Origin of the sequence: Siphonobacter sp. SORGH_AS_0500, from assembly GCF_031453245.1 — a bacterium.
In the GTDB taxonomy this organism is placed as follows: Bacteria; Bacteroidota; Bacteroidia; order Cytophagales; family Spirosomataceae; genus Siphonobacter.
The window spans coordinates 3,510,719-3,536,454 of sequence record NZ_JAVIYT010000001.1 but is presented as its reverse complement, the minus strand read 5'-3'; the positions used below and the strand labels follow the sequence as shown (position 1 = coordinate 3,536,454).

Annotated in this window: 17 protein-coding genes, 2 tRNA genes and 1 CRISPR repeat array; of the genes, 13 read left to right on the top strand and 6 right to left on the bottom strand. The window is 46.1% G+C overall.

The features are described from left to right. Window positions 1–334 precede the first annotated feature (334 nt). Complete coding sequence (locus tag QE357_RS15180; protein ID WP_309709077.1) at window positions 335–943, bottom strand: trimeric intracellular cation channel family protein; 609 nt, start codon at window positions 941–943, stop codon at window positions 335–337. 34 nt (window positions 944–977) lie between these two features. Continuing rightward, on the bottom strand, window positions 978–1,550 hold the full coding sequence (locus QE357_RS15175; protein ID WP_309709074.1) for a DUF6992 family protein: 573 nt from the start codon (window positions 1,548–1,550) through the stop codon (window positions 978–980). Between the two features lie 125 nt (window positions 1,551–1,675). Here QE357_RS15175 and QE357_RS15170 point away from each other — a divergent pair, with 125 nt between their 5' ends. The 6 genes from QE357_RS15170 (at window position 1,676) to QE357_RS15145 (ending at window position 7,359) form a co-directional block, all read left to right on the top strand. Beyond that, window positions 1,676–2,659, top strand: coding sequence for a YheT family hydrolase (locus QE357_RS15170; protein WP_106637604.1), 984 nt, complete (start codon window positions 1,676–1,678; stop codon window positions 2,657–2,659). A gap of 93 nt (window positions 2,660–2,752) precedes the next feature. Beyond that, window positions 2,753–4,657 (top strand): phosphoglycerate dehydrogenase, encoded by a 1,905-nt coding sequence (serA, locus tag QE357_RS15165; protein ID WP_309709070.1) that lies wholly within the window; start codon window positions 2,753–2,755, stop codon window positions 4,655–4,657. Between the two features lie 69 nt (window positions 4,658–4,726). Further along, complete coding sequence (locus tag QE357_RS15160) at window positions 4,727–5,848, top strand: aminotransferase class V-fold PLP-dependent enzyme (protein ID WP_309709068.1); 1,122 nt, start codon at window positions 4,727–4,729, stop codon at window positions 5,846–5,848. 186 nt (window positions 5,849–6,034) lie between these two features. Further along, entirely contained in the window at window positions 6,035–7,012 is a 978-nt protein-coding gene (locus QE357_RS15155; RefSeq protein WP_106637566.1) for a Gfo/Idh/MocA family protein, read from the top strand. Window positions 7,013–7,171: 159 nt separating this feature from the next. Further along, window positions 7,172–7,245: transfer RNA gene (locus QE357_RS15150), tRNA-Asp, on the top strand. A gap of 40 nt (window positions 7,246–7,285) precedes the next feature. Next, window positions 7,286–7,359 (top strand) — tRNA-Asp (locus tag QE357_RS15145). Between the two features lie 391 nt (window positions 7,360–7,750). On the opposite strand, the gene QE357_RS15140 is transcribed toward QE357_RS15145, so the two are convergent. Next, a complete protein-coding gene (locus QE357_RS15140; protein WP_309709065.1) occupies window positions 7,751–8,446 on the bottom strand; it encodes a porin family protein in 696 nt (231 codons plus the stop codon). Between the two features lie 295 nt (window positions 8,447–8,741). Then, entirely contained in the window at window positions 8,742–12,131 is a 3,390-nt protein-coding gene (locus QE357_RS15135) for a ThuA domain-containing protein (protein ID WP_309709062.1), read from the bottom strand. Window positions 12,132–12,476: 345 nt separating this feature from the next. On the opposite strand from QE357_RS15135, the gene QE357_RS15130 reads away from it, so the two are divergent. The 4 genes from QE357_RS15130 to QE357_RS15115 are packed head-to-tail and all read left to right on the top strand — an operon-like array spanning window position 12,477 to window position 19,455. Next, a complete protein-coding gene (locus QE357_RS15130; protein WP_309709059.1) occupies window positions 12,477–13,199 on the top strand; it encodes a hypothetical protein in 723 nt (240 codons plus the stop codon). After that, window positions 13,196–15,961 carry a TonB-dependent receptor gene (locus tag QE357_RS15125; RefSeq protein WP_309709056.1) on the top strand — a complete coding sequence of 922 codons (2,766 nt, stop codon included), beginning with the start codon at window positions 13,196–13,198 and terminating at the stop codon, window positions 15,959–15,961. Before QE357_RS15130 ends, QE357_RS15125 begins: the two co-directional genes overlap by 4 nt. A gap of 50 nt (window positions 15,962–16,011) precedes the next feature. Further along, window positions 16,012–17,148, top strand: a complete 1,137-nt coding sequence (locus QE357_RS15120; protein ID WP_106637570.1) for a DUF4249 domain-containing protein — start codon at window positions 16,012–16,014, stop codon at window positions 17,146–17,148. A gap of 12 nt (window positions 17,149–17,160) precedes the next feature. After that, a complete protein-coding gene (locus QE357_RS15115; RefSeq protein ID WP_309709053.1) occupies window positions 17,161–19,455 on the top strand; it encodes a hypothetical protein in 2,295 nt (764 codons plus the stop codon). Between the two features lie 121 nt (window positions 19,456–19,576). Further along, window positions 19,577–19,935: direct repeats of the CRISPR family, unit length 31 nt; unit sequence CATTTCAATTCCAATCAGGTACGATTACAAC. A 213-nt stretch (window positions 19,936–20,148) separates the two neighbouring features. On the opposite strand, the gene QE357_RS15110 is transcribed toward QE357_RS15115, so the two are convergent. Both QE357_RS15110 and QE357_RS15105 read right to left on the bottom strand, forming a co-directional pair. Then, window positions 20,149–20,823, bottom strand: a complete 675-nt coding sequence (locus QE357_RS15110) for an HAD family hydrolase (protein ID WP_309709050.1) — start codon at window positions 20,821–20,823, stop codon at window positions 20,149–20,151. Window positions 20,824–20,957: 134 nt separating this feature from the next. Beyond that, window positions 20,958–21,833, bottom strand: coding sequence for an aldo/keto reductase family oxidoreductase (locus QE357_RS15105; RefSeq protein WP_106637573.1), 876 nt, complete (start codon window positions 21,831–21,833; stop codon window positions 20,958–20,960). Between the two features lie 304 nt (window positions 21,834–22,137). On the opposite strand from QE357_RS15105, the gene QE357_RS15100 reads away from it, so the two are divergent. The 3 genes from QE357_RS15100 (at window position 22,138) to QE357_RS15090 (ending at window position 25,655) form a co-directional block, all read left to right on the top strand. Beyond that, window positions 22,138–23,784 (top strand): DUF6345 domain-containing protein, encoded by a 1,647-nt coding sequence (locus tag QE357_RS15100; protein ID WP_309709046.1) that lies wholly within the window; start codon window positions 22,138–22,140, stop codon window positions 23,782–23,784. A 245-nt stretch (window positions 23,785–24,029) separates the two neighbouring features. Further along, window positions 24,030–24,815, top strand: a complete 786-nt coding sequence (locus QE357_RS15095) for a class I SAM-dependent methyltransferase (RefSeq protein WP_309709043.1) — start codon at window positions 24,030–24,032, stop codon at window positions 24,813–24,815. 48 nt (window positions 24,816–24,863) lie between these two features. Beyond that, the gene (locus tag QE357_RS15090) at window positions 24,864–25,655 is read left to right on the top strand and encodes a DUF1080 domain-containing protein (RefSeq protein WP_307140816.1); all 792 of its coding nucleotides are present in this window, start codon (window positions 24,864–24,866) and stop codon (window positions 25,653–25,655) included. Window positions 25,656–25,736 lie beyond the last annotated feature (81 nt).

Genomic DNA, 25,736 nt, shown 5'->3' with positions numbered 1-25,736 from the left:
TATTCGTGTTTAACCCCGCTGGGGTTGTTGTTAAAATTGTTAAATAGGTTTACGAAAAATAACCCCGGAGGGTTCAATATGAGTAGCCTCGGATAAAATCCGGGGAGATAAGGTTGGTAATGATAATTTATTTCATGCCTGAAGCATGCATCATTACTTTATCTTCAGAGTCTTTCCTCCAAAGCAAAGCGAAGAAACGCATTCCGATTCACAATCGCAGAAGATTGCCAAAGCCCTGATGGTATTAAAGTCTTCGATTATAAATTTTAGACAGCTTTTAATACATCCCAGAATTTTCAAGAAGTTATGGGAAAAGTTTTTAGGTAATTAAAGATTACTCATAAAACCGGGGCAAGGCCCATTGGTATCTTACTACGAGTAACCGAAAAACAAAAATGAATCCAATGGCTACCGCTTTCGCCCAGGGAGCTGCCATGGGAAGTTCCAGCATCAGGTAATACAATCCGCCACCGATGATACTGGCCGTCGCGTAGATTTCCTTTTGGAAAACGATGGGAATATCATTCAAAAGAATATCCCGAATGACGCCACCAAAACAGCCCGTAATCACGCCCAAAGCAATACAGATGCCTGGAGGTAATCCATAACGGCTTGCTTGTTCAATACCTACAATGGTAAAGAAGCCCAAACCCAGGGAGTCAAAAAGCAAAAGAGGTTTCTGTAAACGTTCCGTTCCGCGACGAAGAAACATGGATACCACAGCGGCACCGAGAATTAAGAGGGGAGTGGTAGTCGTTCGCATCCAGGACACGGGCGTATTCCCTAATAACACATCCCGAACGGTTCCGCCGCCTACGGCAGTGACGAAGGCAATGATTAACACTCCAAAAGGATCCAAACGGCGTTGCATGGCCGCAAAGGCTCCGGAAACGGCGAAGGAAATGGTTCCGCCCCAATCCAAAAGCCAGCTATATTCCAGCATACATATTTAATAGATTGGGGCAAAAGTAGGGATTTCAGAAGCTCATGTTCACTCCAATCCCTTTATCAGCCGGGCCCAACGTTTTCCAGAGGTGTTCATGCTTTTGAAAATGTTGTCGATGAACGAGATACATTAGGCCATCAAAAACAAATAAAAAAGCCCCCTGTAGCATAACGGATTTGCCAAAACCCTGATTTCTAGCATTTTCCTGGTTCTTTCCTTTTTCATTGAGGTAGGCTCCCCCCGCTACGTAAGCTACATCGAGAGCGGTATTGACCAGAAATATTTTTTCGAATTTTTCCTGTTGCTGCAAGACTTCGTAAGGCGTGCGAGGTCGAGGGGAGCTGGTTAAGGTACCGATACCCGCTAGTAAAAGATTGACGGCTCCCCAGCCCATATTCATTTGGTGGAAAGCTTTCGCCTCGCCAGAGCTTCGGGCTAGTTTCGACCCACTGTAGGCCAGATTACCCACGGCCCAGCCACCTAATACGTACAAACCCTTTCTAGTGAGGGCGATACGGTTTTGATCGAACTCGTTGGAGGTTTGAGTTAAGCCCTGACGAGGAGTGCCGAGGCACAGAACCAGAAGTGACAGTAATTTTTTCAAGATAGTAACAAATTGGTTGTAAGGTAGATAAGTCAGAAAAGGGCATGCCAGGTAAGTTCAGTAGGGTTGATTTGGAATAAGCTACTACCTTTGTAGAATATTGAATGATTTGGTCGGCGTTTCCCATGCCATTACTTGAGCAATCCGATTACCGTCCCCCGTTTTGGCTGCCTGATGGGCATGCCCAAAGTATCTTCCCCGCTTTGTTCCGAAAAGTGACGGGTGTTGTGTACGAACGCGAACGCATTTCTACCCCCGATGACGATTTCCTGGATTTAGACTGGCGAATGAATACCGATCTGAGCAAGAGCGGTTTGCGTCCTCTGGTTATTCTGAGTCATGGCCTGGAAGGGAATTCTTCGAGTCAGTATATATTGGGAATGGTGAAACACCTAAATGCTCATGGCTACGATACCCTGGCCTGGAATTTCAGAAGTTGCTCGGGAGAAATGAACCGCCTGCCGCGTTTTTATCATAGTGGAGCAACCGATGATCTGGATTTTGTGGTAAAATACGCCCTGACGAAGGGTTATAAAGAGGTATATTTGATGGGTTTTAGCCTCGGCGGTAACCTGACGCTCAAATATTTAGGAGAATTGGCTGAAAATGCTTACCCCGAACTCCGAAAAGCGTTAGTCTTCTCCGTACCTTTGCATCTATCAAGCGGAAGCACGCACCTCGAACGCTGGCAGGCCTGGGTGTATTCGGATCGTTTTAATCGTTCGCTGAAGAATAAAATTCGGCAGAAAGCGGCCCTATTACCCGATTTAATTGATGCCAGCCACATTGATCAGGTGCGTACCATCCGGGATTTTGATAATTACTACACTTCACAACTACACGGGTATCCGGATGCGGAAACGTACTACGAAGCGAATTCTTCGTTGTACTTCATCGAAAAGATCCGCCTTCCTACCAGAATTGTCAATGCACAGAACGATCCGTTCCTGTCCAGCGACTGTTACCCGTACGACCGCTGCAAACCACTGAAATACGTCTGGTTACAAACGCCACCGCAAGGCGGGCATTGTGGTTTTTATCAGGCCGGATACAAGGGGGTGTTGTGGTCGGAGGAATTGGCGTTAAGGTACCTCCTCGAACCATCATAAACGTATTTGAACGAAACCTACTCGTAATTTGCTTCCAATGAAGTAAGTGCGACCATTGTTAATAATCCGTAATAAGTAGCGGTCAATCTGAATATGTTGACAAAAACCCTGGAACAAACCTACTTCGTGATCGATTTCGATTCGACGTTTACGAAGGTTGAAGGACTCGATGAATTGGCAGCCATTAGCCTGGCCAGCCAGAAAAACCGCGATGAAGTCGTGGGTAAAATTAAGGAGTTAACGGATCGTGGAATGGCTGGCGAGTTGTCGTTCGAGCAAGCCTTGCAGCAGCGAATAGAATTGCTGAGTGCCAGTCGCGAACACGTGGACCTGCTGGTAGAATTTCTACGGGGTAAAGTATCCGATTCGTTCCTCCGTAACAAGGAATTTATCAGCGAATATCGCGATCAGATTTATATTGTCTCCAGCGGTTTTCGGGAGTTTATCGAACCCATCGTAACGGAAATGGGCGTTCGCGAAGATCATGTGTTTGCCAATACCTTCCGCTTCGACGAAGCCGGAACGATTGTAGGGTATGACGACACAAACGTGTTATCAAAAAATGGGGGTAAGGTAAGTCTGCTCAGACAACTGAGTCTACCCGGCGATGTCTACGTGATTGGCGATGGATATACCGATTATGAGCTTCGCGAATCTGGTTTAGCCAATAAATTCTTTGCCTTTACCGAAAATATTGAACGTCAGAAAGTAGTCGAGAAAGCCGACCATATTGTAAACTCGCTCGACGAATTCTTATATATCAATCAGTTAAGCCGGAGTCAGTCGTATCCTAAAAGTAAACTGAAAGTATTATTGCTGGAAAACGTGCACGCCCGTGCCGTGGAAATGTTCAGCCGTGAAGGGTTTCAGGTAGAGTTATTGAAAGGAGCTCTGGACGAAGACGAACTGATCGAAAAAATTAAAGATATCAGCATTCTTGGAATCCGTTCGAAAACAATGGTTACCAAACGAGTGCTCGAAAATGCTCCCCGTCTGATGGTAATCGGTGCGTTCTGCATCGGTACGAACCAGATTGACCTCGCTACCGCTGAAGAGCGGGGTGTGGCTGTCTTTAATGCTCCTTACTCGAACACCCGTTCTGTCGTAGAAATGGCCGTGGGCGAGATGATTCTGCTCATGCGGGGTATTTATGACAAGTCCGTTAAAATGCACGAAGGCATTTGGGACAAGTCAGCGAAAAACTCGAACGAAGTACGTGGGAAGAAAATCGGGATGATTGGCTACGGTAACATCGGTATCCAGCTTTCCGTGGTGGCTGAAGCTCTGGGGATGGAAGTATTATTCTTCGATCTGGTTGAAAAATTACCGCTTTCGAACGCTCGTCAGTGCCACACGCTGGAGGAATTACTCAACCAGTCAGACGTGGTAACGCTGCACGTGGATGGTCGTAAAACCAACTCGATGCTCATTGGAGAGAAGGAATTCAACCAAATGAAAGATGGCGTGGTTTTCCTGAACCTGTCGCGTGGGCACGTGGTCGATGTAAAGGCCATGGCAAATGCCGTCAAATCGGGTAAAATTCGTGGAGCCGGGGTAGATGTATTCCCTCAGGAACCCAAAACCAACGACGAAATTTTCGAAAGCGAACTGAGAGGATTACCCAACGTAATTCTGACTCCACACATCGGAGGAAGTACCGAGGAAGCTCAGGCCAGTATCGGCGAATTCGTGCCCAATAAATTGCTGGGGTATGTAAATACGGGTAGTACGTATGGCGTGGTAAACTTCCCCGAAGTAACCCTGCCGCCTTTACACGATGCCCACCGGTTGCTGCACATTCACCAGAACGTACCCGGTGTGATGTCCAAAGTGAATGGAATTTTCGCGAAATACGGGGTTAACATTGTAGGGCAGTATCTGAAAACGTCCGAAAAAATTGGTTACGTAATTACCGACGTGGCTAAAAATTACTCCAAGGAAATTGTGCAGGAATTGAAGGAAATTGAAGAAACCATCAAATTCCGGATGTTATATTAATGAATGAAAGCCAGTACGCTTTAGGTTGTACTAGAGCTTACTGGCTTTCTTATCTTGCTGTTTATAGCCATGTCTCAATTGTACTTTACCCCTGGTCCGGCGGAATTATATCCTACGGTTGCTCAACATATTCAAACGGCTCTTGCTGAACAGGTGGGTTCAATTTCGCACCGTTCGGCTGCTTTTCGCAAAATTTATCAGCATACGGATGAACAACTGCGGACATTACTGAATATCCCTTCTTCGCACGCGATTTTATTTACTGGCTCGGCAACGGAAATCTGGGAACGAGTCATTCAGAACTGCGTAGAATTTGAAAGTTTTCACTGTGTCAATGGGTCTTTCTCGCAAAAATTCTATGATACAGCCAATGATCTGAAGAAGTTCACCCATTTGTTTGAAAAGCCACTGGGACAGGGTTTTGATTATGATGATTTCGTGAAAGTAACCGACGGCACGACGGAGGATACTAGCGGAAAAGTGAAAATTCCTGATTACGTCGAACTGGTTGGTTTAACTGCCAATGAAACCTCAACGGGCGTTCAGATGCGTGGCGTAGATATCAATAAGTTAAAGCGGAGTTACCGTTCTAAACTATTCTGTGTTGATATGGTGTCGTCAGCTCCCTATCACTCGCTTGATTTTGAGGAGGTTGACTCTGCCTTTTTCTCCGTGCAAAAGTCATTTGGGTTACCCGCCGGTTTAGGGGTATGGATTGTGAACGAAAAATGCCTAGCGAAGGCAGAATCGCTCAAAGCCAAGGACAACGTAATTGGCTCGTATCACAGTTTACCCAGTCTCTGGAAAAATTACAAAAACTTTGAAACACCAGAAACACCTAACGTCTGGAATATTTACCTGTTAGGAAAAGTGGCCGAAGACATGAATCGCGTCGGTATCGAAACCATTCGAAGAGAAACGGATGCGAAAGCCAAGAAGATTTATGATTTTCTGGAAAAAACGGAAGGGTATGAGCCCTACGTTAAAAACCCGGATCATCGCAGCCCAACCGTGGCCGTAGCGAACACCATCGAATCTTCGAAAGAACTGATTGAACGTATCAAGAAAGAAGGAATGGTTGTGGGAAGTGGATACGGAAAAGCGAAAGATAGCCAAATTCGAATTGCTAATTTCCCGGCTGTTTCGATGGAACAGGTAGAGCGACTTTTACAGGCGATGAAGCCCGTATAAGTAGTTGATCGTTTTGGGTTGTTAGTTGATAGTCAACGTTTGACAACCGAACCCTGTATGGCTAAATAACTATAATAATTTAACTTGTAGTTTTGAAAGATGATGAAAGAAGGCTGGCTTTGCACCAGCCTTCTTCATGCCTGAAGTTTTACACTTATCAACGTATATCCTAAATCTATTTAATCCATGAATTGGGGAATTCTTGCACCCGGACACATCGCCCGCAAATTTGCCGAGGACTTACAGTACGTTGCCGGATCAAAAATGGTTGCCGTAGGCTCGCGTAGCCTGGATCGGGCCATTGGCTTTGCTGAAGAATTCGGCGTAGCCAAAGCCTATGGTTCGTATCAGGAACTGGTCAATGACCCCGATGTGCAGGTGGTGTACGTGGCCTCGCCACACTCTGAACACTATGAACATACACTGTTGTGTCTGAATGCTGGAAAACACGTGCTTTGTGAGAAAGCCTTTGCTTTGAACACCGAGCAGGTGCGGGAAATGACGGCACTGGCCAAAGAGAAGGAGCTTTTTCTGATGGAGGCGATCTGGTCCCGGTTTCACCCAGCCATTCTGCAAACGCTGGAAATCGTTCAGTCGGGACAAATAGGAGAGATTGTCCACGTGCAGGCAGATTTTGGCTTTAAAGCGGAATATGACGTTACCAAACGTTTATTTAACCGCGACCTGGCGGGTGGTTCGTTGTATGACATCGGTTTGTATCCACTTTTCATTAGCAAGTTATTACTGGGTGTTCCCGCCGAGATCAAAGCCTTAGGCACAATCACCGAAACAGGGGTAGATATGAACTGCTCGATGGCCCTGCGTTACGACTCAGGAGCTACCGCCAGCCTGTTCTCTACGTTTGCCGCAAAGACGGACACGACCTGTACGATCTACGGGACTAAAGGTCAGTTATTCATTCAAAGCCGTTTTCACGAAACGACCGGGCTGACGTTATACCCTGAAGATGCCATGCCACAAAGTATCTCAACGGAACGTATAGGCTGGGGTTATGCGTATGAAGCCGAGCACGTGCAAAATTGCATCAGCGAAGGATTAACCGAAAGTCCCTTATTACCGCATTCGTTTAGTATTGAATTAATGGAGAGTCTGGTTGACATTCGGAGACAAATTGGAGTTGTGTATCCCGGTGACGAAAAATAGTTAAAAAATTTTTCGCTGGTAAGTGATTGGTAATCAATCCTGGTGAAAAAAAATATCGTAAAAAATGAATTTTCTTTGCTCTGGGACTTGCCAAAGGCGTTTTTAAACCCCTATATTTGCAACCCAGTTCGACGGATAAGTCGTCAGAACAAAGAGAATGGTCCGGTAGTTCAGTTGGTTAGAATACCTGCCTGTCACGCAGGGGGTCGCGGGTTCGAGCCCCGTCCGGACCGCAAGTTTAGTGACAAAAAGATTACAGTACAGTGCCTCAAAGGTCCGGTAGTTCAGTTGGTTAGAATACCTGCCTGTCACGCAGGGGGTCGCGGGTTCGAGCCCCGTCCGGACCGCAAAAGCCTGGTAACGCAAGTTATCAGGCTTTTTGCATTAGGGCTTTAGCAGCATTCTTTCTAGGATCATTATTAGTTTAGTTCTTTTCCTTATTCTATCGAGAGCGAAGGAACTTGCTTGACTTTAAGAAAACTTTCTCAATCAAAAAATAACTGCTTACTTCAAACTAGTACGCATTACCTAGTAAGGTTTCTCACTGCGTTCGAAATGACAGAGGCGAGGTCTTTTTTTACTTCTAGAATACGCTTTTATTCTCCTCTTCTGTCATCCAGAGCGAAGCGAAGGACCTTGCCTAGGCTTAGGAGTACTTTCCTTTACCATGCCGCGGAATGATAGGTCAATAAAAAAAGCTTCTGGACTACCCAGAAGCTTTTTTAACAGGTAAGTGAGTTACCGTCCCAATCTTCCCAAGTACCCAATCGATAAACCTACATTTAGCATTCGATTTTCAGGTTGATTTAACCAGCCGTTGGCGAAGTCACCCATGGGGTAATATCCCCGGGCTTCAATCAAGAATTGACCATAATGACTGTTAATGGCCACGCCCATGCCTCCCGCAGCTCCATAACCCGTACGATGGTTGAAGTCGTCTTTTTCATATTCCAGCGTTTCTTCGGGCTGTCCAGGATATTTGGTTTTGGTATCTAGGGCATAACTCGCCTGGGCACCGGCATTGATAAAAAACTGCGTCGTGTTACCGAATGAAAAACGAAAAAGAATCGGTACATCTACACTGGAACGGGTTATTCTGGAATTCTGATTTTGCCCGAAATACTTGGTTGTACTTTGGGTATAAAGAATCTCAGGTTGTAAGGCTAAAAAACCACCTAAGGCTAGTTTAGCGGCCAGACCTCCCTGAAAGTCGGGAGCAAGTCCTAGTTCAATCGGACGGTTGTTGTTAATTAATGCCGTGTGCGTGCCACCAACTTTAAAACCCAAATAGCTTTGACGTTTGAAATCATCGCGATGATTATATCGATGAGTAGATTTTTTGGACGAGCTAGGATAGCGATAGTAACGATACTGAGCCTGACTTGTAGCGACAATTCCCAGTAAAAGGGCAAGTACAATGGATAAGCGTTTCATACGTGAGTTGTTTTAAAACTCATTGTACTTAAAAAATAATGCCAAAAGGTTTGATAAATAAGTATTTTGTGATGGTAAGTACTTATGATTATTTCGGCGGAAGAATAACGGTTATACTAGGGTTAAATAGACTTTCAAATTTTCCATGTGGAGATGCGATTTATCGCGTATGGCCTGGAAATGCGTTCGCGTTTAAAGAGAGCAAGCCTGATTAGGAAAAATCAGACCCGTAACCCAAATAAAATCCGGGCCTTTACAGACCCGGATTTTTGAGTAATGAAATACAGATTTGAATTTATTTTTTCTGGAATTCGATGGTATCCAGTGCAAATAAATCCTGATTATCCTTAACCTCTGGATTGATGAATACCAGATAAAGATCGCTGGAACGAGTGACTGGGATACTAGCAAGGGTAGCCTTTGTTTCACCCGTTTCACGAATGGTTGCCTGACCAATGACTTTTCCGGTCGGCGAGCCCAAACGCACTTCCACTGTGCCCCCTGCGGCTTTGCCAGGAACCGTTACGGCGTTGAAAACTAATGCCCCAATATTGGTCAGGTCAATTGCTTTAAAGCCGATGTAACTGCCAGTAGTAGTAGCTACTGCCAGGTTTTTCTTCAGTTCCCGGGAGTTCATCGTCTGAATGTATTTCGACACATCGTTACTCAACGCCGGAACTTTAGAGCTACGCAACGTAGCCGTCTTCTGAACCGTTTGAGGAGCAATGGCACCTTTTCCCCGGTCGGTATAGCTGGCCGCAAAAATGTACGTTCCATTCTTGCCATTATCCTGCGGAACGTAATTACCTTTCACGGGCTGGCTCATTTTCTTCTGGTCGCTCAGGCTTAGAATGTACTTCACCATTTCGCCGACGTCAGCTCTGCTGAGTTGGGGGTGAGCACTCATGGGCTGTTCACCCCAAACGCCCGCTCCGCCGTTGATGACCTTTGTAATCAGTCGGTTCTGTACATCCTGGCCTTTGTACTTTTTCGCGACGTCGCGGTAAGAAGGCCCAATGGATTTCTTATCGATGGAGTGGCAGGCTTTACAATCCGAAAGTTCCATGAGGCGTTTGCCCGTCGAGAAGCTCGTATTCATCTGGTGCCCCTGAGCGATAATGGTTTTATCGAAACCTTCCAGGAAGTTGATATTTACCATTACATCTTCTTCGGGGATTTTCTTCGTAGCCAGCGAACCGTCTTCTTTATCCGAAACCTTCACTTCGTAAGTAACGGGCTGGTTATTAAAGTAGAAAGTCTGATTGCCTTTAACGGCCAGTTCCACTTTGGGTAACTCATTGCCTGCCGTTACTTCCAAGGCTTGCTGGCTAGTATGGCCTGCCGCGTCCGTAACTTTCAGGGTCGCCTTATAGGTACCGGGCTTAGTGAAGGTATAAGTCGCCGTTGGCGTTTTGAATTTTTTACCCGCAATGGTCCATTCATAACTCAAGGCATCACCTTCATAATCCATCGAACCTTTGGACGAAAACGTTACCTGTAGAGGAACCGCTCCGGCTTCTTTGTTTGCCTGGGCTACCGCTACCGGCGGACGATTTCCGGCATTATACGTAATGCGAGTCAGGCGGGCCTCGTCGTTTTGAGCAAACCAGTTCGGACCGTATTCCAGCATGTACAGCGACCCATCCCGATCAAATTGCATGTCAATGGGGTGCGAGAATTTCCAATCGGGCAGGAAGCGTTCAATACTCTGTAAATTGCCGTTAGGCTTCATCGTTACAATATTAATGTAATCCCGAATCCAGTCGTAACTGAAAAATTTACCCTGATAGAATTCCGGAAATTTCACCTTCGAATCGGCGTCATAATCTTCCCAGTAATAAACCGGCCCTGCCATGGCATTACGTCCACCTTTACCCACGATTTCCCCAAACTCTGGCGAATCGGCGTAGGGGTAATAAATCATTGGTTTCTGAGCCGGGGGTAACTCCTTCAAACCCGTGTTATGAGGCGAGTCGTTAATGGGCTTCGCCGGATCGTATTTTTCACCTGATTTCTTCTTTTCGAAATCGTATCTGTTATACGCCCGGTTATCCGCTACAAACAAGGGCCAGCCAAAGTAACCCGCTTGCCGGGCCTGGTTTACCTCATCGTGTCCGCGTGGCCCGCGACCTTCAATGTCATTACCGGCATCCGGGCCTACTTCGCCCCAGTACAGGTAACCGTTGTGCTGATCGACTGAAATGCGGTAAGGGTTACGGTTACCCATCACGTAAATTTCGGTTAAGGCCTTGGCCGTTCCTTTTTTGAAGAGGTTTCCCTCGGGAATGCTGTAACCCGCCGTTCCGTCGTCGTTAGGTTTAATTCTTAAAATTTTACCCCGATAATCATTGGTGTTTGAGGAGGTAGCCCGGGCATCATACCCCCGGCGGCCTTCCCGGCCATCGCTTGGCGAGAAGCCTTCCGAGTCGAAAGGATTGGTGTCGTCACCCGTAGAAAGGTATAAGTTACCCGCTTTGTCGAACTCAATCGAACCGCCGGTGTGGCAGCAGCCGTCGCGTTTGACAGGTACACGAAGTAAAACCTGTTCGGTGTTCCAGTTAATCTTTTCGTTCGCTGGATCAAACTTCACCCGCACCAGTCGGTTGGCCGTGTCTGCTCCGTATTTCGCCGCGGAAGGAGAATAATACAGATACATCCAGTGGTTATCTTCAAATTTCGGATCCAGGTTAATGCCCATCAAACCATATTCAAATTCCTTGTAAACCTTAACCGTATCCAGCGACTTTACTTTCGAGCTTTTCTTTGGATCGTAATACCGAATTTCACCGCGACGCTGGGTATAAAAAACCTTCCCGTCCCGAACGGCTAACTCCGTAGGTTCGTATAATTTTTCGTCGATGGTTTGACGAGAAAAACGGTTCTCTTCGGGTGCCCGTTGCGTTTTAGCTTTTTTGTAGTCGAGCGATGCTCCGGCTGAGGCCCAGCGTAAACCTCCCCAAAGGTGTTGCAGGAAAAGCGGTTCCATGAACGTCTCATCGGTATGACCATAAGCCGTGTAGAACATCCGACCGCCATCAAATTCATGATACCAGACCATCGGGTGGTTTTCGCCAGCGTTCATTTTTGAATCGCCGTATGACTTTTCATCGACGGTAATGAGCACCTTAATGTCAGGATTTACATTCTTATAGTCGTAGAATTCGTCGGTACGCTTGAAAGTCGTGGGTAATTCTGCCGTTGCGGGATGGTTCTTGTCGCGAACAGTCATGTCTCCCGTCCGAACGTTGGGATTACCGGGGTGGGAGAGAAACCAGCCACCCACCAGCTTCCCGTACCAGGGCCAGTCGTATTCGGTATCGGCGGCGGCGTGGATGCCTACATAGCCCCCACCAGCCTGAATGTAACGTTCGAAGGCTGCCTGCTGGCTATCGTTCAGAACATCTCCCGTCGTGCTGAGGAAAATGACTGCCTTGTATTTTTTGAGGTTGTCCTCGGTAAAGGCTGCGGAATTTTCGGTGGCATCTACCGTAAAATCGTGCTTGCGACCTAAGGCTTCAATGCAGCGAATACCCTGCGGAATGGAGCTGTGTCGGAACTTAACCGTTTTTGAAAAGACTAATACTTTTTTACCCTTCAGGGGATTTTCGGTAACCTGAGCTTTAACCAGAGCTGGCAATAGCAAGAGGCAAAGCCAGAGGGCTCGTTGCCACGCGGAGAGACGCATAAGAATTAATAGTTTAGAGATCGTACTCAAAGATAAGGAGTTTTAAGTGTATAGTTGACAATTTAAGCTGGTTCTGGACTATAAAAATGAACCGAATATTTCGAATAGACCATCAGGAAGGCAGATTTGTTTTAGCCGCAGGAAAACCACGAACCCCTGCCCAGCATGGACTTGATTTAGAAAAAAGGGTATGTTTCTCGAAAATCAGTAGGCTTAACGTTGAAGCTGGTCGCTAAAAAAGAAATCTATATCTCAAAGAAGTAGTAAACCCATTGAATTGACTTTTATTTTTATACCTTCGAATTCTGAATATACTTCCATCTGTTTAAAGCCTATCTGAAAATTATGTCGCTCGTACCCCTCCGAAAAAGCCTATTCAGGTTTCTGTACTTCATTTATTTGTTCGGGGGCATTACTTTAGCATTTGCACAAAAGACGGATTCACTAGCCGTATTAACAGCTCAAGAATCTGCCATTCAACAATACCACAAAGCTACGTTCCTGAATGCCCGTTACTTTAACGGTAGAGAATATACGATTCAGGAATTCCGTCCTATAGGTCACCAGTTTTTTGAATCATTAGACTGGGATACTACCTCTATTGTTTACAATGGATATTCTTACGATGGCGTACATGCAGTCTATGATATTCATCGGGATATTTATGTCATTCAGAATCATGACGGGCTGAATCGAATCATGTTAAGTCCAGAAGACTTATCGGGTTTCACCATTCATGGGCATCGTTTTACCAGACTTAGCAAAGGAATCAATCCGGGTTATTACGAAGTTATTTACGACGGAAAAACGAAAGTATACTGCAAGCGATTCAAAACCCGTACGGAAGACCTTTCGGACAGGACCGTTCAGATTATCTACAACATTGATGATCGGTATTACATTCTTAAAGATCAGAAATACCATCAGGTCAAAAGTAAAAAATCGGTACTTCAACTATTGGGTGATAAAAAACGGGAAGTCAGGCGATTTATGCGAGGCAAATTATACAAAGAAAACCGGAAAAAGTCTATCGGTGAAATGGCGGCATACTACGATCAAATCAGATGAAAAAACTTCTCCTTCTTTTCTTTTTGTCAGGTTTATTTAGTTTTCAGGTTTCGGCTCAACTTTCTTTTGATGGAAAAACCGTGAGCGGGAGCGTAACCGGATTAAGCTTTCGGAACTTCGTAAAATTGATTGAAAGTAACTCTGACTACTACTTCTACTATAATCAGACTGATACGGATAGTGTATTTGTGACCGCATCCGTCACCCAAAAGTCTTTACCCGCTTTTTTGAATCAGGTTTTTCAGGATACCGATTTGAAATATGCGATTGATGCTCAGCATCATATTTTTATTACCAAAGATCGACCCATTATCACGACCTTACCCAAGGGCGTTTTTGATGCCAATCGAGAATTAGATACTACCATTTCTTACGATTTTCACGATAAAGAATTAACCGCCCGACTGCTTTCAACGGCTGAAAGCAAGGTGTATGATATTGGCATAAAAACGTACCGAATCAAACCCGGCAACGCGACCGTTAGCGGTTCCGTCCGAAATATTGTTACGGGTGAACCCGTGATTGGGGCTTACATTACGGTAGAAAAATCTACAGCCGGAACCTCTACGGATGCCTTTGGGAATTACAGCCTAACCCTGCCGAGAGGTCGTCATACGCTTAGGGTGCGAAGCATTGGAATGCGGGAATCGCAACGGCAGATTGTGTTGTATTCTAACGGTACGCTAAATATCGAAATGGTTGAAAGTATCACCGCTTTGAAGGAAATTCTGGTCAAATCAGACCTGGATGCCAGCGTTTCGAGTAACCAGATGGGCGTGTCAAAACTGACCATTAAGACGATGAAGCAGGTACCGACGGCCTTTGGCGAAACGGATGCCTTGCGGGTAGTATTAACTCTGCCCGGCGTGAAATCAGTAGGGGAGAGCAGCACGGGGCTGAACGTACGGGGTGGCTCTACCGATCAGAACCTGATTTTATTTAACGATGCGACCGTCTATAATCCTTCGCACTTATTCGGCTTTTTCTCAGCTTTTAATCCTGATATTCTAAAGGAAATTGAATTATACAAAAGCGATATTCCGGCTCGACTGGGCGGTCGCTTATCGTCGGTGCTGGATATAACAACTCGGGAAGGGAATAAAAAGAAATTTTCGGGATCGGGTGGCATCGGATTATTAACCGGGCGATTAACGCTTGAAGGACCGATTATCAAAGACCGGACGTCGATTATGGTGAGTGGCCGCTCGTCTTACTCCAACTGGATTTTAAAGCAGGTAACCGACGAACGTTATAACAAAAGCCGGGCTTCTTTTTATGACGTGAATGTTCAGGTGAATCACGAAATCAATCAGAAAAGTAGTCTGATGATTATGGGATATATCAGTAATGATCACTTCAAGTTTAATTCAGATACTACCTACCGGTACGAAAGCCAGTTAGCCTCGATTAAATGGAAGCGAATCTTTAATCCTAAATTATTCGGAACCTTTACCGGAGCTTATACCCGTTATCGGTATGACATTCAGGGAGAGCAATTCCCGATTAATGCGTATAACCTGAAGTTTGGTATTAATCAGGCGAATATAAAAGCTGATTTTAGTTACATCCCGAATACAAAGCATACCATGGATTTTGGGATTAGTTCGATTCACTACAAGGTTCAGCCGGGTTCTTTTTACCCCCGAGGCGAGGGATCTCTTGTAAAACCAGAATTGATGGAACCGGAGCAAGGCGTAGAAAGTGCGGTGTACTTTTCAGAGCGGTATGATGTCAATCGAGCCCTCGCTATTACCGGTGGTATTCGCCTTTCCATGTTTCAATATTTAGGTCCTAGAAATGTAGCTCAATACGCCGAAGGATTACCTATTGATAAGTTATATACGACTGGTTTCCGCTCCTATGGTTCGGGTAATGTTATTCAGAATTACATGGGACCGGAATATCGTTTATCGCTCCGGTATATGGCTTCGTCTACGTTATCGGTCAAGGCTGGATTTAATACCACTCGCCAATACATTCAGATGCTTTCCAATACCGCGGCTATTTCGCCCACGGACGTTTGGAAATTGAGTGATCCTTACCTGAAACCGCAAGTAGGACAGCAGTTTTCTTTAGGCTTGTATAAAAACCTGCGTTCGGGTTCAATTGAACTTTCGGTGGAAGGTTATTACAAGCACTTACGTAACGTGTTGGATTATAAAAGTGGAGATTCATTAATCCTGAATAAGCAGATTGAAACGGCTGTTATTTCTGCCATTGGTAAGGCTTACGGCGTGGAAGTATTACTGAAAAAGTTAACCGGGAAACTCAATGGCTGGGCCAGTTATACCTATTCCCGAACCTTACTGAAAGCCAGCGATCCGACGCTTGCGGATGCTCCAAACAATGGTAATTATTATCCTGCCAACTACGATAAACCGCACGATTTTTCCTTGATCAGTAACTACCGGGTCAATCGTCGGCTGAGCTTTTCCATGAACTTCACCTATAGCACGGGCCGACCCTACACGCCGCCTCGCGGGCAGTATTACATGGATGGCGTGCTACGGATTTACTATGCCGAACGAAATCAGGCTCGCATTCCAGATTACATTCGGGCGGACGTGGGTATTAACATTGAAGGCAATCATAAGGTCAGAAAGCTGGCTCACAGTTCCTGGACGTTCTCGGTGTATAACCTGCTGGGTCGCAAGAATCCGTATTCGGTGTTTTTCCTAACCGAAGGCAGACAGATAAAAGGCTATAAGCTTTCCATTTTCGGTCAGCCGATTCCGAGCATTACTTACAATTTTAAATTCTAAAACACAGATTTTACGCTGGTTAGCAGGTTGTAAATCTTGATGATATTCAAATGAAATACGGTCTTTTACTCTTTTTTCTGGGATTGCTGGTAGCTGGGTGTATCGATCCGTTCAAGCCATCTCAGGATTTCGCCGATGGCCGTTATCTGGTCGTTAGCGGCTTCCTCAATGTGGGTAGCGACACGACTACGATTCTGTTGTCACGCACACAGTCGCTGAATAGTTTGGAATCTTCTACGAACGAAACGGGAGCAAGGGTTCGCATCGTGGGTGACAAGGGAACAACGCTACAATTGAATGAAGTTAAGCCGGGACGTTATACCCTGGCCCCACGGAATTACCTTACTTCCGAGAAATTTAGTCTTCAGATTAATACCCGTGATGGGAAGGAATACGCCTCGGATTTGGTACAGGTGAAGCAGGCTCCGGCCATTGACAGTATTACCTTTCAGGCCGATCGGGCCAATAGAATCATGCGTTTTCGAGTGAATACGCATGACCCGAATAACAATACCTGGTTCTACCGCTGGAAGACGGAGGAAACCTGGGAGTACACGAGTGCTTTGTACAGTAAGGATTCAGTTGCGGGGGGATTAAAGAAAATCAATCCCCGGGTACTGATCCCTTACCGTTGCTGGCGAACGGATCTTTCGTCGAAAATTTTCATTGGAACCTCGGCGAAGCTGGCTCAGGATCGGATCATGAATCAGAATTTGGTTTTGGTTGATAACGCTAGTGACAAGTTGTTAATCAAGTATAGTTTGTTGGTGAAACAATATGCCTTATCGCAAGAGGCTTATGAATATTGGGATATGCTGGCCCGAACAACCGAGACGACAGGGGGCCTCTTCGACCCGCAACCTTCGGTGTTAACGGGCAATATTCATTGCACTAACGATGCCAGCGAGTTGGTGTTCGGTTTCTTTAGTGCCGGTACCGAGCAGCAAAAACGGCTCACGGTTACTCCTTATCAGTTGGGTGGCTGGTATCCCGGAACGTACCCTAGCTGTAGTGCTCCTTTCGATACGCTGGATGCCACGGAGGTCATGATGACTTCTGATTTGAGCCAGAAACTGATTCAAATCATTGACGAACCCGGTACGCCTTTATCCTATATTATGGCTCCTGCTACCTGTGCGGATTGTCGGTTTCTGGGTGGCGGACTGAAAAAGCCTGTCTGGTTTTAATATCCTTATTCGATGAAGCTACGATTATTTATTTTGCTTAGTATGGGGCTTTGGGCTCCACAGCTTCTGGCTCAGGAATCTGTACGTCAGGCTTTCGATGCGTACAACCGTCAGGCCGTTCAGGAAAAATTATACGTTCATACCGACCGTTCATATTACGTCGTGGGCGAAAGTGTATGGTTTAAAGTGTACGCCCTGAATGGGCAAACGCATCAGTCAATGGATTTAAGTAAAGTGGCCTACGTGGAGCTGCTGGATTTAAGTCACGGCGTTGTTCTGCAAAGCAAAGTTTCGCTGAAAAAAGGATCGGGTAATGGTATGCTGGTATTACCAGCCACCATTCAGTCGGGGCATTATACCCTGCGGGCTTATACCCACTGGATGAAGAATTTCAGCCCGGAACTTTACTTCGAGAAGACGATTAGTATTGTTAATACCTTCACTAAAATTCCTGCTGAAGCGGGTACGTCCGAGCTGGATCTTCAGTTTTTTCCAGAAGGCGGGCATCTGGTTCAGAATCTGAAAAGTACCGTTGCCTTTCGGGGGATTAATGAGTCGGGGAAGGGCGTACATTTTTCGGGAGCCCTTGTGAATGAGCGTAATGACACGATTGTTCGCTTTCAGCCGCGACAAATGGGAATGGGAACGTTTGAGTTTACCCCGAAAGCGGGAGAGAGTTACCACGCCGTGTTGACGTATGCCGGAAAAAATGAGCAGTCCGTTTCTCTTCCGGCGGTTCAGGAAAAAGGATACGTTCTCCACGTTCAGCATTCTCGAAATCAGGACTTAACCCTTGATGTGGAGTCTTCAGGAATGGAAGAGTCCGTGTATGCATTGGTTCATACGCGGCAATCCGTGAAATTCAGCGAACGTCAGCGGTTACAAAATGGGAAAGCTCGTTTTCAGGTGCCGCTGGCTCAGTTAGACGAAGGCATTTCGCACATTACCCTATTTAACGCCCAGCAGCAGCCCGTTTGCGAGCGACTTTACTTCAAACGTCCGAAGCAGAAACTAGCCATTCAGGTGCAGACGGATAAGCCGGTGTATGCCACTCGTCAGGCGGTTTCATTGGCCTTGCAAGCCGCTGATTCCAGTGATTTATCGGTATCAGTTTATCGACTGGATTCGTTGGATCAGGGCGAATCCGAAGACGTGTATAGTTACCTCTGGCTCAGTTCGGATTTGAAAGGAACGGTTGAATCTCCGGCCTATTACGTGAATAATCCCGCCGCCGAGACTGATCTGGTGATGTTGACGCATGGCTGGAGCCGATTCCGCTGGGAAACTATTGTTCAGGGGCCGCAGATGAAGTACGTTCCTGAGCATGAGGAACATATTGTCTTTGGAAAAGTAACGGATATGAACCGAAACCCCGTGAAGGGAGCGGCGGTGTTTATGAATGCTCCGGGTCGGGATTTGTGGCTTTATCCCGCCATTAGTGACTCCGCAGGGCGGGTATTTTTTGAAATGCGTCATTTTTCGGGTCTGAACGAAGTCGTTGTTCAACCAGCGGATAGTCTGCATCAGGTGGAACTGGAAAGTTCGTTTTCGGATCAGTATTCTTCCCGGAGCTTACCCGGCTTTGCCTTCAATCCTAAAGAGCAGGAATTCTTACTGAATCGTAGTATCGACATGCAGGTTCGCAATGCCTATATGCCGATTTATACCAATGCCGTTGCTTCCGACACCGCTTATTTTTATGGCAAAGCGGATCGTACCTATTACCTCGATGCCTACACGCGGTTTCCAGTGCTGGAAGAAGTCATGCGGGAATACGTGCCTGAAGTGGACGTGCGACGCTCGCAGGGGCGTTTCCGTTTCCTGATGGTGGGGCGTACGGAATATAACTTTACCACGCCGCCGATGGTACTGCTCGATGGCGTACCCATGTTCGACCTGAACAAGTTATTGGCTATCGACCCACTGAAAATCAAGCGGCTGGACATTGTCAACAAGCGGTATGTATTAGGTTCTGCGGTGTTTAGTGGAATCGTTAGTTTCATGAGCTACAAAGGCGATATTGCTGGCTATCAGCCCGAGGGACTGGTCACTTCGTACGAAGGGGTTCAGGCCGGAAGGGATTTTTACTCACCCCGTTACGACACGCCTGCTCAACGCGAGAGCCGCATCGCCGATTTTCGTTCCTTACTCTTCTGGGAACCGCAGGCCCACGGCCAGCAAAAGTTACAGTTCTTTACTTCTGATCTGTCGGGGCATTACCGCGTGGTCGTACAGGGCATCAGCCAGTCTGGCCTAAGCGGTAGCCAGACGTATACGTTTGAGGTGAAGAAAAATGAGGTTAATTAGGGGAGGGGTGAAGTAGAGATGGGGCGTAGTAAAAACTAGGGGCTTTGACTTGGTTATTATTTCAATTCCAAATGGTGCGATTACAACAATGGTAGTGAGGGCTTGTGAATGGTGAACCCTAAATTTTAATTCCAATCAGGTACGATTACAACGCACGACCACCCGCCGCACGACCCACCGCACCCCTCATTTCAATTCCAATCAGGTACGATTACAACGCGGGACGGCTCGAACAAGGGGATTTACGCTTAACCATTTCAATTCCAATCAGGTACGATTACAACTCACCTCTGAATACGGGCGGTGTGGCTTTCGGGGCAATTTCAATTCCAACTAGGTACGATTACAACCTTATACAAAGGCGAAATCCCGCGTTGTTTGGCCAATTTCAATTCCAACTAGGTACGATTACAACCCAGAGTGACTAAAGGTCTTAATAACTTCATTTTTATTTCAATTCCAACTAGGTACGATTACAACCCATCCGTAAGCTACTCAAAAAACAGCCTTCCAAGCTAAGTAAAAGAGGTTATTCTCTCAGAAATAAGCTTTAAAAATCGTCGATCTGTAATGATAAGATTTTGCTGGGCGATCGACGACTGTCTTTAAGGCTGGAAATCAGCATTTAGAAGACCATTTGGACTGTTTTAGTCGTTACTTGACGCAGGTAATGAACCGATCGACGCTTTTGGATTACTCAATAATCTTCTCCAGTTCACTCAATGCGTTCACTTCGTACGTGGGTTTTAGCGGGCGAATGGCCTCGGCAGAACCAAATCCGTAAGCAGCCCAGCAGGAATCAATTTCGCAGTTATGAGCATATTGAATGTCCATCGTCGTATCGCCTACCATCAACGTCTGAGCGGAGGTAGTATGGGCAAAAGCAGGCTGAATGACCTTCGTATAACTAATGGGATTAGGCTTTTTATCCAGTCCGGCCAACAAAGGACTACCATCTCCCAGCGAAAGGGTAATGTAGGGCGTAAAGCCCAGATAATCCAGCGACATTTCGATGGAACGAATGCCCTTATTACTCATCACCAATAAAGTTTTTCCGCGTGCTTTTAAGTTCATTAATAACGCTTTGGCTCCCGGAAAAGGCTTCACTAAATGATACGCATTCTGATCGTAAAGATCCCGGTAAGATTTGACCCACTCCGTAATGCCCTCAGGGGTTAATTCTGGCTTTAAAACTTTGAAAGCTTCGGGCATAATGAGTCCGTGACTTACCACCTGATGTAATTTTTCCAGCGGGGGAATAGGCTCCTGGTAGTATTGGAATGTACGCTCAAACGTCGCTAAAATAGCCTCACGTGAGTCGCAAAGGGTACCGTCATAATCAAATAAAATGAGGGAATAGGGTTTCATAGTAAGGGAAAGAGAAGAAAGGTTTAAGGATAGAAACCGTAGAATCTAGGGATTAAAATGTCGGCGGTATAGATGATTTTAAAAAGCAATGGGCACAAAAAAGGTGGCCAGGTTACCCTGAGCCACCGGAATAGTTATTTCAACAGCGTTGTGTTGTAAAGCTCATACCAGTCTTCGTGCGAAAGCTTGATAGCCGAGGCACTTACGGCATTACGAATCCGGGCTTCGGATAGTGAGCCAATAATGGGCAGCGTTCCCAGTTGATACAACCAGGCTACGGCTATTTGCTCGATGTTGGCGTCGTATTTCCGACCAATTTCTTCCAGTTTCGCCCGTAATACTGCCGATTTATGATCCGTTCCGTTCAGGATTTCCCCACCCGCCAGCGGAGCCCAAACCAGTGGTTTACTGAAACGTTGTTTGATGAAATCCAGCCGTCCGTCTTCGATGGCTGAAGTGTTCGAGAGACTGAGTTCAATGTGATTCGTCACAATGGGACGTTTCAGGTTTGATTCCAGTAACTGATGCTGAAAAACCGTGAAGTTACTGACCCCAATATGCTTGATTTTGCCAGATTTCGCCAGTTCCATTAATAAACGGGCGGTTTCTTCAGGATGGCCTAAGCGATCCAACTGATCCAGCAGGAAAATATCGAGGTAATCTGTTTTCAGGCGGCGAAGCGAGTTCTCTACGCTTTCTATGATGTAATCCCGAGAGTTATCGAAATATGAAAAACCACGATTGGAACGGCGAATGCCACATTTACTAAACAAAACGAGGTCTTCGCGTTTAACCGATTTTTGCTGAATAATCTTACCGAAGTATTCCTCGCTGGTATAGTTACCGTAGCGGTCCGCGTGATCGAATGTATTAATACCTAACTCCAGACACAGGTTTACGACCTGCTCCATCGTTTTGAGGGTTTCATTTCCCTGGTCTTCCCAACGCCAGAATCCGTAAATCGCTTCGGAAACCTTCGGGCCAGAATCACTTAAATAAACTCTTTGCATACTGTGGTCGAAATTGATTGGATGGGCCTGCCGTGGGGTATACGCCAGGTCATAATGTCAAAAGTAGTATTTTCTCAAAAGAGAACAATGTAGAAAGCATATTACTCCGGCAAACCTTCGGGCTTTTGTCGGAGCGGTAACGAAGTGAACGTAAGAAGGCCCGAAAAAGACTAGACCACGGCTCGGTGATCACCTAAATAAGGGATTGATCAGTCGGAGGAGGGCAGCGAACTTTGACTGACCCTTGATGCAGAAACAAAAGCATGGGGTTTAACCAAAGATTCAACCTTTAAGACCGACTTCAATGAAATTAGTTAGAATGCAATTACCTACCCCCTTGGCCGAGCATTTCCAGAGCCTCAACCTGGGCGGTTCTGATGATGTATATGGAGCGAACAGCATCCAGATTTTTCCGCAATATGTGGATGCCAGCGGCGTTCAAAATGCCAATCTTACTCGCACCCACGCCGACGCCAGAGGTTTTCTGGACTGGTTAGGCACCTGGAATCGGGGAAATTTCTGGTATCAAGATGGGGGTGTCAACGTTTGGGCCTATGAGGAAACCTTTGATAACTGGCAGGATACGTATGGTCAGGATGCAGTATTGATCTTCTATCATTCGGGACATGGCGGGATGGATTTCAGCAATGGTAACTACTTTGTGCCGATGGGTGGCACGTGGGACAATCGGAATGAGGCGGCCTCTACCCGGATGCGGGTGGGGAATGAAACGGCTAAATATTTATTCTGGTCTACCTGCCAGTCCCTGAAGGTGCCCGATGTAGTTCCCGACAATCCGAATCACCTGGCTCCCTGGAGTACCTGGGATAGTCCCACCAATCAGGGGTTGCGGATGATTTTTGGGTTTCATACCAACAGTTACGATCACGCAGATTACGGGAAAAACTTTGGTAAAAATTACAATGCAGGACAAACCTTCCGAAATGCCTGGATTAATGCTTCCTGGGCCATCGCTCATAACCAGATTGCAACGGTTGCCACTTCGGGCAGTAATCAGCAGGAAGCCCTCCAGCGTCTGAACACGGAACGTTTGTTTCAATGGTCGGCTGTGGCCCGAAACTGGTGGGCCTGGAGTTGGACCGGAGGCTTTACCCAGCCCTTTCCGATGATGGCTGAATTACAGAAGCCGACGCAATTGGAGGTATTACTATTGGGAGCCCGTCAGTTTGATGAAAAAAGAGTCGCAGCACTGGCTTCGGAACTAGGCTTTTCCCGAAAAGAAGTAGAAAATATGGGTTTTCTCAAGGATGGTAGTTTAGCCGTTCTGAATGGGAAAGGCCGATTGCTGGTGGACGAGGAAGGCCGTTTTCAGGCGACCCTAGCCACCGCAAATCTGGGAAATACCAGAGCCATAGCAAAAGACAGAGCCATAACGATTGCCCAAAAATGGATCAAGGACTTAAACTTTGAGCGGGAGGGGATTACACTGAAATTTGACAGTCTTCGACCTACGATGATGCAGGCCGGTACGCGGGAAGGAAGTGGTCGGCTGGAAGAGCCCTTTGTCTCGGATACAACGGTAGTTTTTCGTCAGACAGCCAATGGTCTGGATAGCGTAAATGCGAATCATGGACTTGTGATGGTGACCGTTGATAATGACGGAACGGTGACGCACCTGCATAACTCCACCCGAGTGGTGGAAGGAACGTCTTCCGTGCCGCGTTTGATGCCCGGGATTCCTAAAAACGCTGCTTCTGCCTTATGGTCTGACGAAGCATTACTGAACCAACAGTTCCAGCAAAAACTGACTTCGGAAGGAGTGCTGCGTGAAACCAGCAAGACGCTGGATGCGACCTTACTGGAGTCTAAAACGGGATACGATTTCTCGGGTGCTCAATCCGCCGGAATCGTTGTACAACGGGATTATGAAAGAGCCAGCGGTACGTTAACCGCTAAAAGGTATAAAGTTCGGGTGCCTCTTTTTGCTTGATTATCAGAATAATACTTACGCTTTATTTCCCGAAGGCTCAAGGCTTTCGGGAATTTTTTATGGGTATAGGAATCGCTAAAAAAAGAGGTAAGTACTTGTCATTAGTTAATAATAGATGGTTCAGTTGAAAAATACTGAACATCAGTCGATCAATGGACCACCCTAAACTATTAACTACTTAATACATCTGAAGAGCTGCTTTATCCAGTTTTTTCCTAACTTGATTTTTCAAATGACCGATTCCAATGGATTATCTGGAGAAAAACCGAAATAGCTGGAACCAGCGAACCCTGTATCATCTGAAGTCTGATTTTTACGATTTAGAAGGTTTTTTGAAGGGAGCCTCCTCGCTAAAATCCATTGAACTTGATCTTTTAGGCGACGTTCAGGACCAGAGTATTTTGCATCTACAGTGTCATTTCGGACAGGATTCGCTCTCCTTAGCCCGCATGGGAGCCTGGGTTACGGGCGTAGATTTATCAGATATAGCCATTTATTCGGCTCAGTCGCTGGCTGTTCAAATGAACCTGCTCAATGCCGAATTCATCTGTTCTGATGTGTACGATTTGCGGCTTAATCAGCAATTTGATGTAGTTTTTACCAGTTATGGTGTCATTGGCTGGTTACCTGATATGGATCGTTGGGCTGAGGTCATTGCCCGACATTTAAAACCCGGCGGCAAGCTCGTTTTTGTTGAATTTCATCCCGTTGTCTGGATGTTCAATGAGAACTTTCGTTACCTGCAATATTCTTACTTCAATAAAGAAGCCATCGAGGAAGTCATTTCCGGCACTTATGCCGATCCCGAAGCTCCCATTACCACCGAAACTGTGGGCTGGAATCATTCCTTATCGGAAGTGATGGGAAACCTGCTGAGGCATGGGCTGCAAATTCAGTCTTTTGAAGAGTTTGATTATTCCCCTTATAACTGCTTCTCTGAAACCGTTGAAGTAGAACCCGGAAAGTTTCAGATTCAGCCTTATGAAGGAAAAATTCCGCTGGTTTATGCTCTGAAAGCGATTAAAATCTAACGACTTTTCTGTTTTAAATACTCCTTTTTACCTCTTAATCCCCAGTAAATGAAGCGTTTTCTAGTTGGTTTATTCCTTCTGCTTGCCCTACAACCCACGCAGGCTCAGCAGAAAAAATGGGTTCCTCTGTTCAATGGCAAAGACATTAAGGACTGGATCGTAAAGATTCACCATCACGATGTGGGGGTGAATTACGGGAATACCTTTCGGGTGGAAGATGGGGTGATCAAAGTTCGTTACGATCAGTACGACAAATTCAACGAACAGTATGGTCACCTGTATTACAAGACGCCATTCTCGCATTACCATCTGGTGGTTGAGTACCGTTTTGTTGATCCCTGGCGGAAGGATGCTCCCTCGTATACGGAATTAAACAGTGGAGTGATGTTCCATTCGCAGGACCCCCGAACCATGCCCAAAGAGCAGGACTGGCCCATTTCCATTGAAATGCAATTTCTTGCAGGCTTAGGTGACGGCAAAGCCCGTCCTACGGGTAATATGTGTTCGCCCGGAACTAACATTGTCTACAAAGGCAAGCTGGATACCCGCCACTGCATCGATTCTGACTCTAAGACCTATGGTAAAGATGAGTGGGTTCGGGCGGAGTTGATTGTACTTGGAGACTCGTTAATTCAGCACATCATCAATGGGAAAGTCGTTTTGGAGTATTCCAAGCCCCAGATTGGCGGCGACGTAGCTAATCGATATGATCCCAAGCAGAAAATAGATGGTAAAATCTTGAGTTCGGGTTTTATCGCTCTGCAAAGCGAAGGGCAGCCTATTGACTTCAGGAAGGTAGAAATCATGGATTTAACTCCTGCGAAAGCCAAACGCAAGTAAGGATTCAGGATATAGTCAAGTTGCATTAAAACGGAAATAGAAAGCGGGCGTCGTTCTTAATTCTAATTCCGTTTTAATATT

Excerpts from the sequence above, each read along its gene's own strand:
- QE357_RS15180 (WP_309709077.1), bottom strand. The coding sequence starts at position 943 with ATGCTGGAATATAGCTGGCTTTTGGATTGGGGCGGAACCATTTCCTTC.
- QE357_RS15170 (WP_106637604.1), top strand. The coding sequence starts at position 1,676 with ATGCCATTACTTGAGCAATCCGATTACCGTCCCCCGTTTTGGCTGCCT.
- serA (WP_309709070.1), top strand. The coding sequence starts at position 2,753 with ATGTTGACAAAAACCCTGGAACAAACCTACTTCGTGATCGATTTCGAT.
- QE357_RS15160 (WP_309709068.1), top strand. The coding sequence starts at position 4,727 with ATGTCTCAATTGTACTTTACCCCTGGTCCGGCGGAATTATATCCTACG.
- QE357_RS15155 (WP_106637566.1), top strand. The coding sequence starts at position 6,035 with ATGAATTGGGGAATTCTTGCACCCGGACACATCGCCCGCAAATTTGCC.
- QE357_RS15140 (WP_309709065.1), bottom strand. The coding sequence starts at position 8,446 with ATGAAACGCTTATCCATTGTACTTGCCCTTTTACTGGGAATTGTCGCT.
- QE357_RS15135 (WP_309709062.1), bottom strand. The coding sequence starts at position 12,131 with ATGCGTCTCTCCGCGTGGCAACGAGCCCTCTGGCTTTGCCTCTTGCTA.
- QE357_RS15130 (WP_309709059.1), top strand. The coding sequence starts at position 12,477 with ATGTCGCTCGTACCCCTCCGAAAAAGCCTATTCAGGTTTCTGTACTTC.
- QE357_RS15125 (WP_309709056.1), top strand. The coding sequence starts at position 13,196 with ATGAAAAAACTTCTCCTTCTTTTCTTTTTGTCAGGTTTATTTAGTTTT.
- QE357_RS15120 (WP_106637570.1), top strand. The coding sequence starts at position 16,012 with ATGAAATACGGTCTTTTACTCTTTTTTCTGGGATTGCTGGTAGCTGGG.
- QE357_RS15115 (WP_309709053.1), top strand. The coding sequence starts at position 17,161 with ATGAAGCTACGATTATTTATTTTGCTTAGTATGGGGCTTTGGGCTCCA.
- QE357_RS15110 (WP_309709050.1), bottom strand. The coding sequence starts at position 20,823 with ATGAAACCCTATTCCCTCATTTTATTTGATTATGACGGTACCCTTTGC.
- QE357_RS15105 (WP_106637573.1), bottom strand. The coding sequence starts at position 21,833 with ATGCAAAGAGTTTATTTAAGTGATTCTGGCCCGAAGGTTTCCGAAGCG.
- QE357_RS15100 (WP_309709046.1), top strand. The coding sequence starts at position 22,138 with ATGAAATTAGTTAGAATGCAATTACCTACCCCCTTGGCCGAGCATTTC.
- QE357_RS15095 (WP_309709043.1), top strand. The coding sequence starts at position 24,030 with ATGGATTATCTGGAGAAAAACCGAAATAGCTGGAACCAGCGAACCCTG.
- QE357_RS15090 (WP_307140816.1), top strand. The coding sequence starts at position 24,864 with ATGAAGCGTTTTCTAGTTGGTTTATTCCTTCTGCTTGCCCTACAACCC.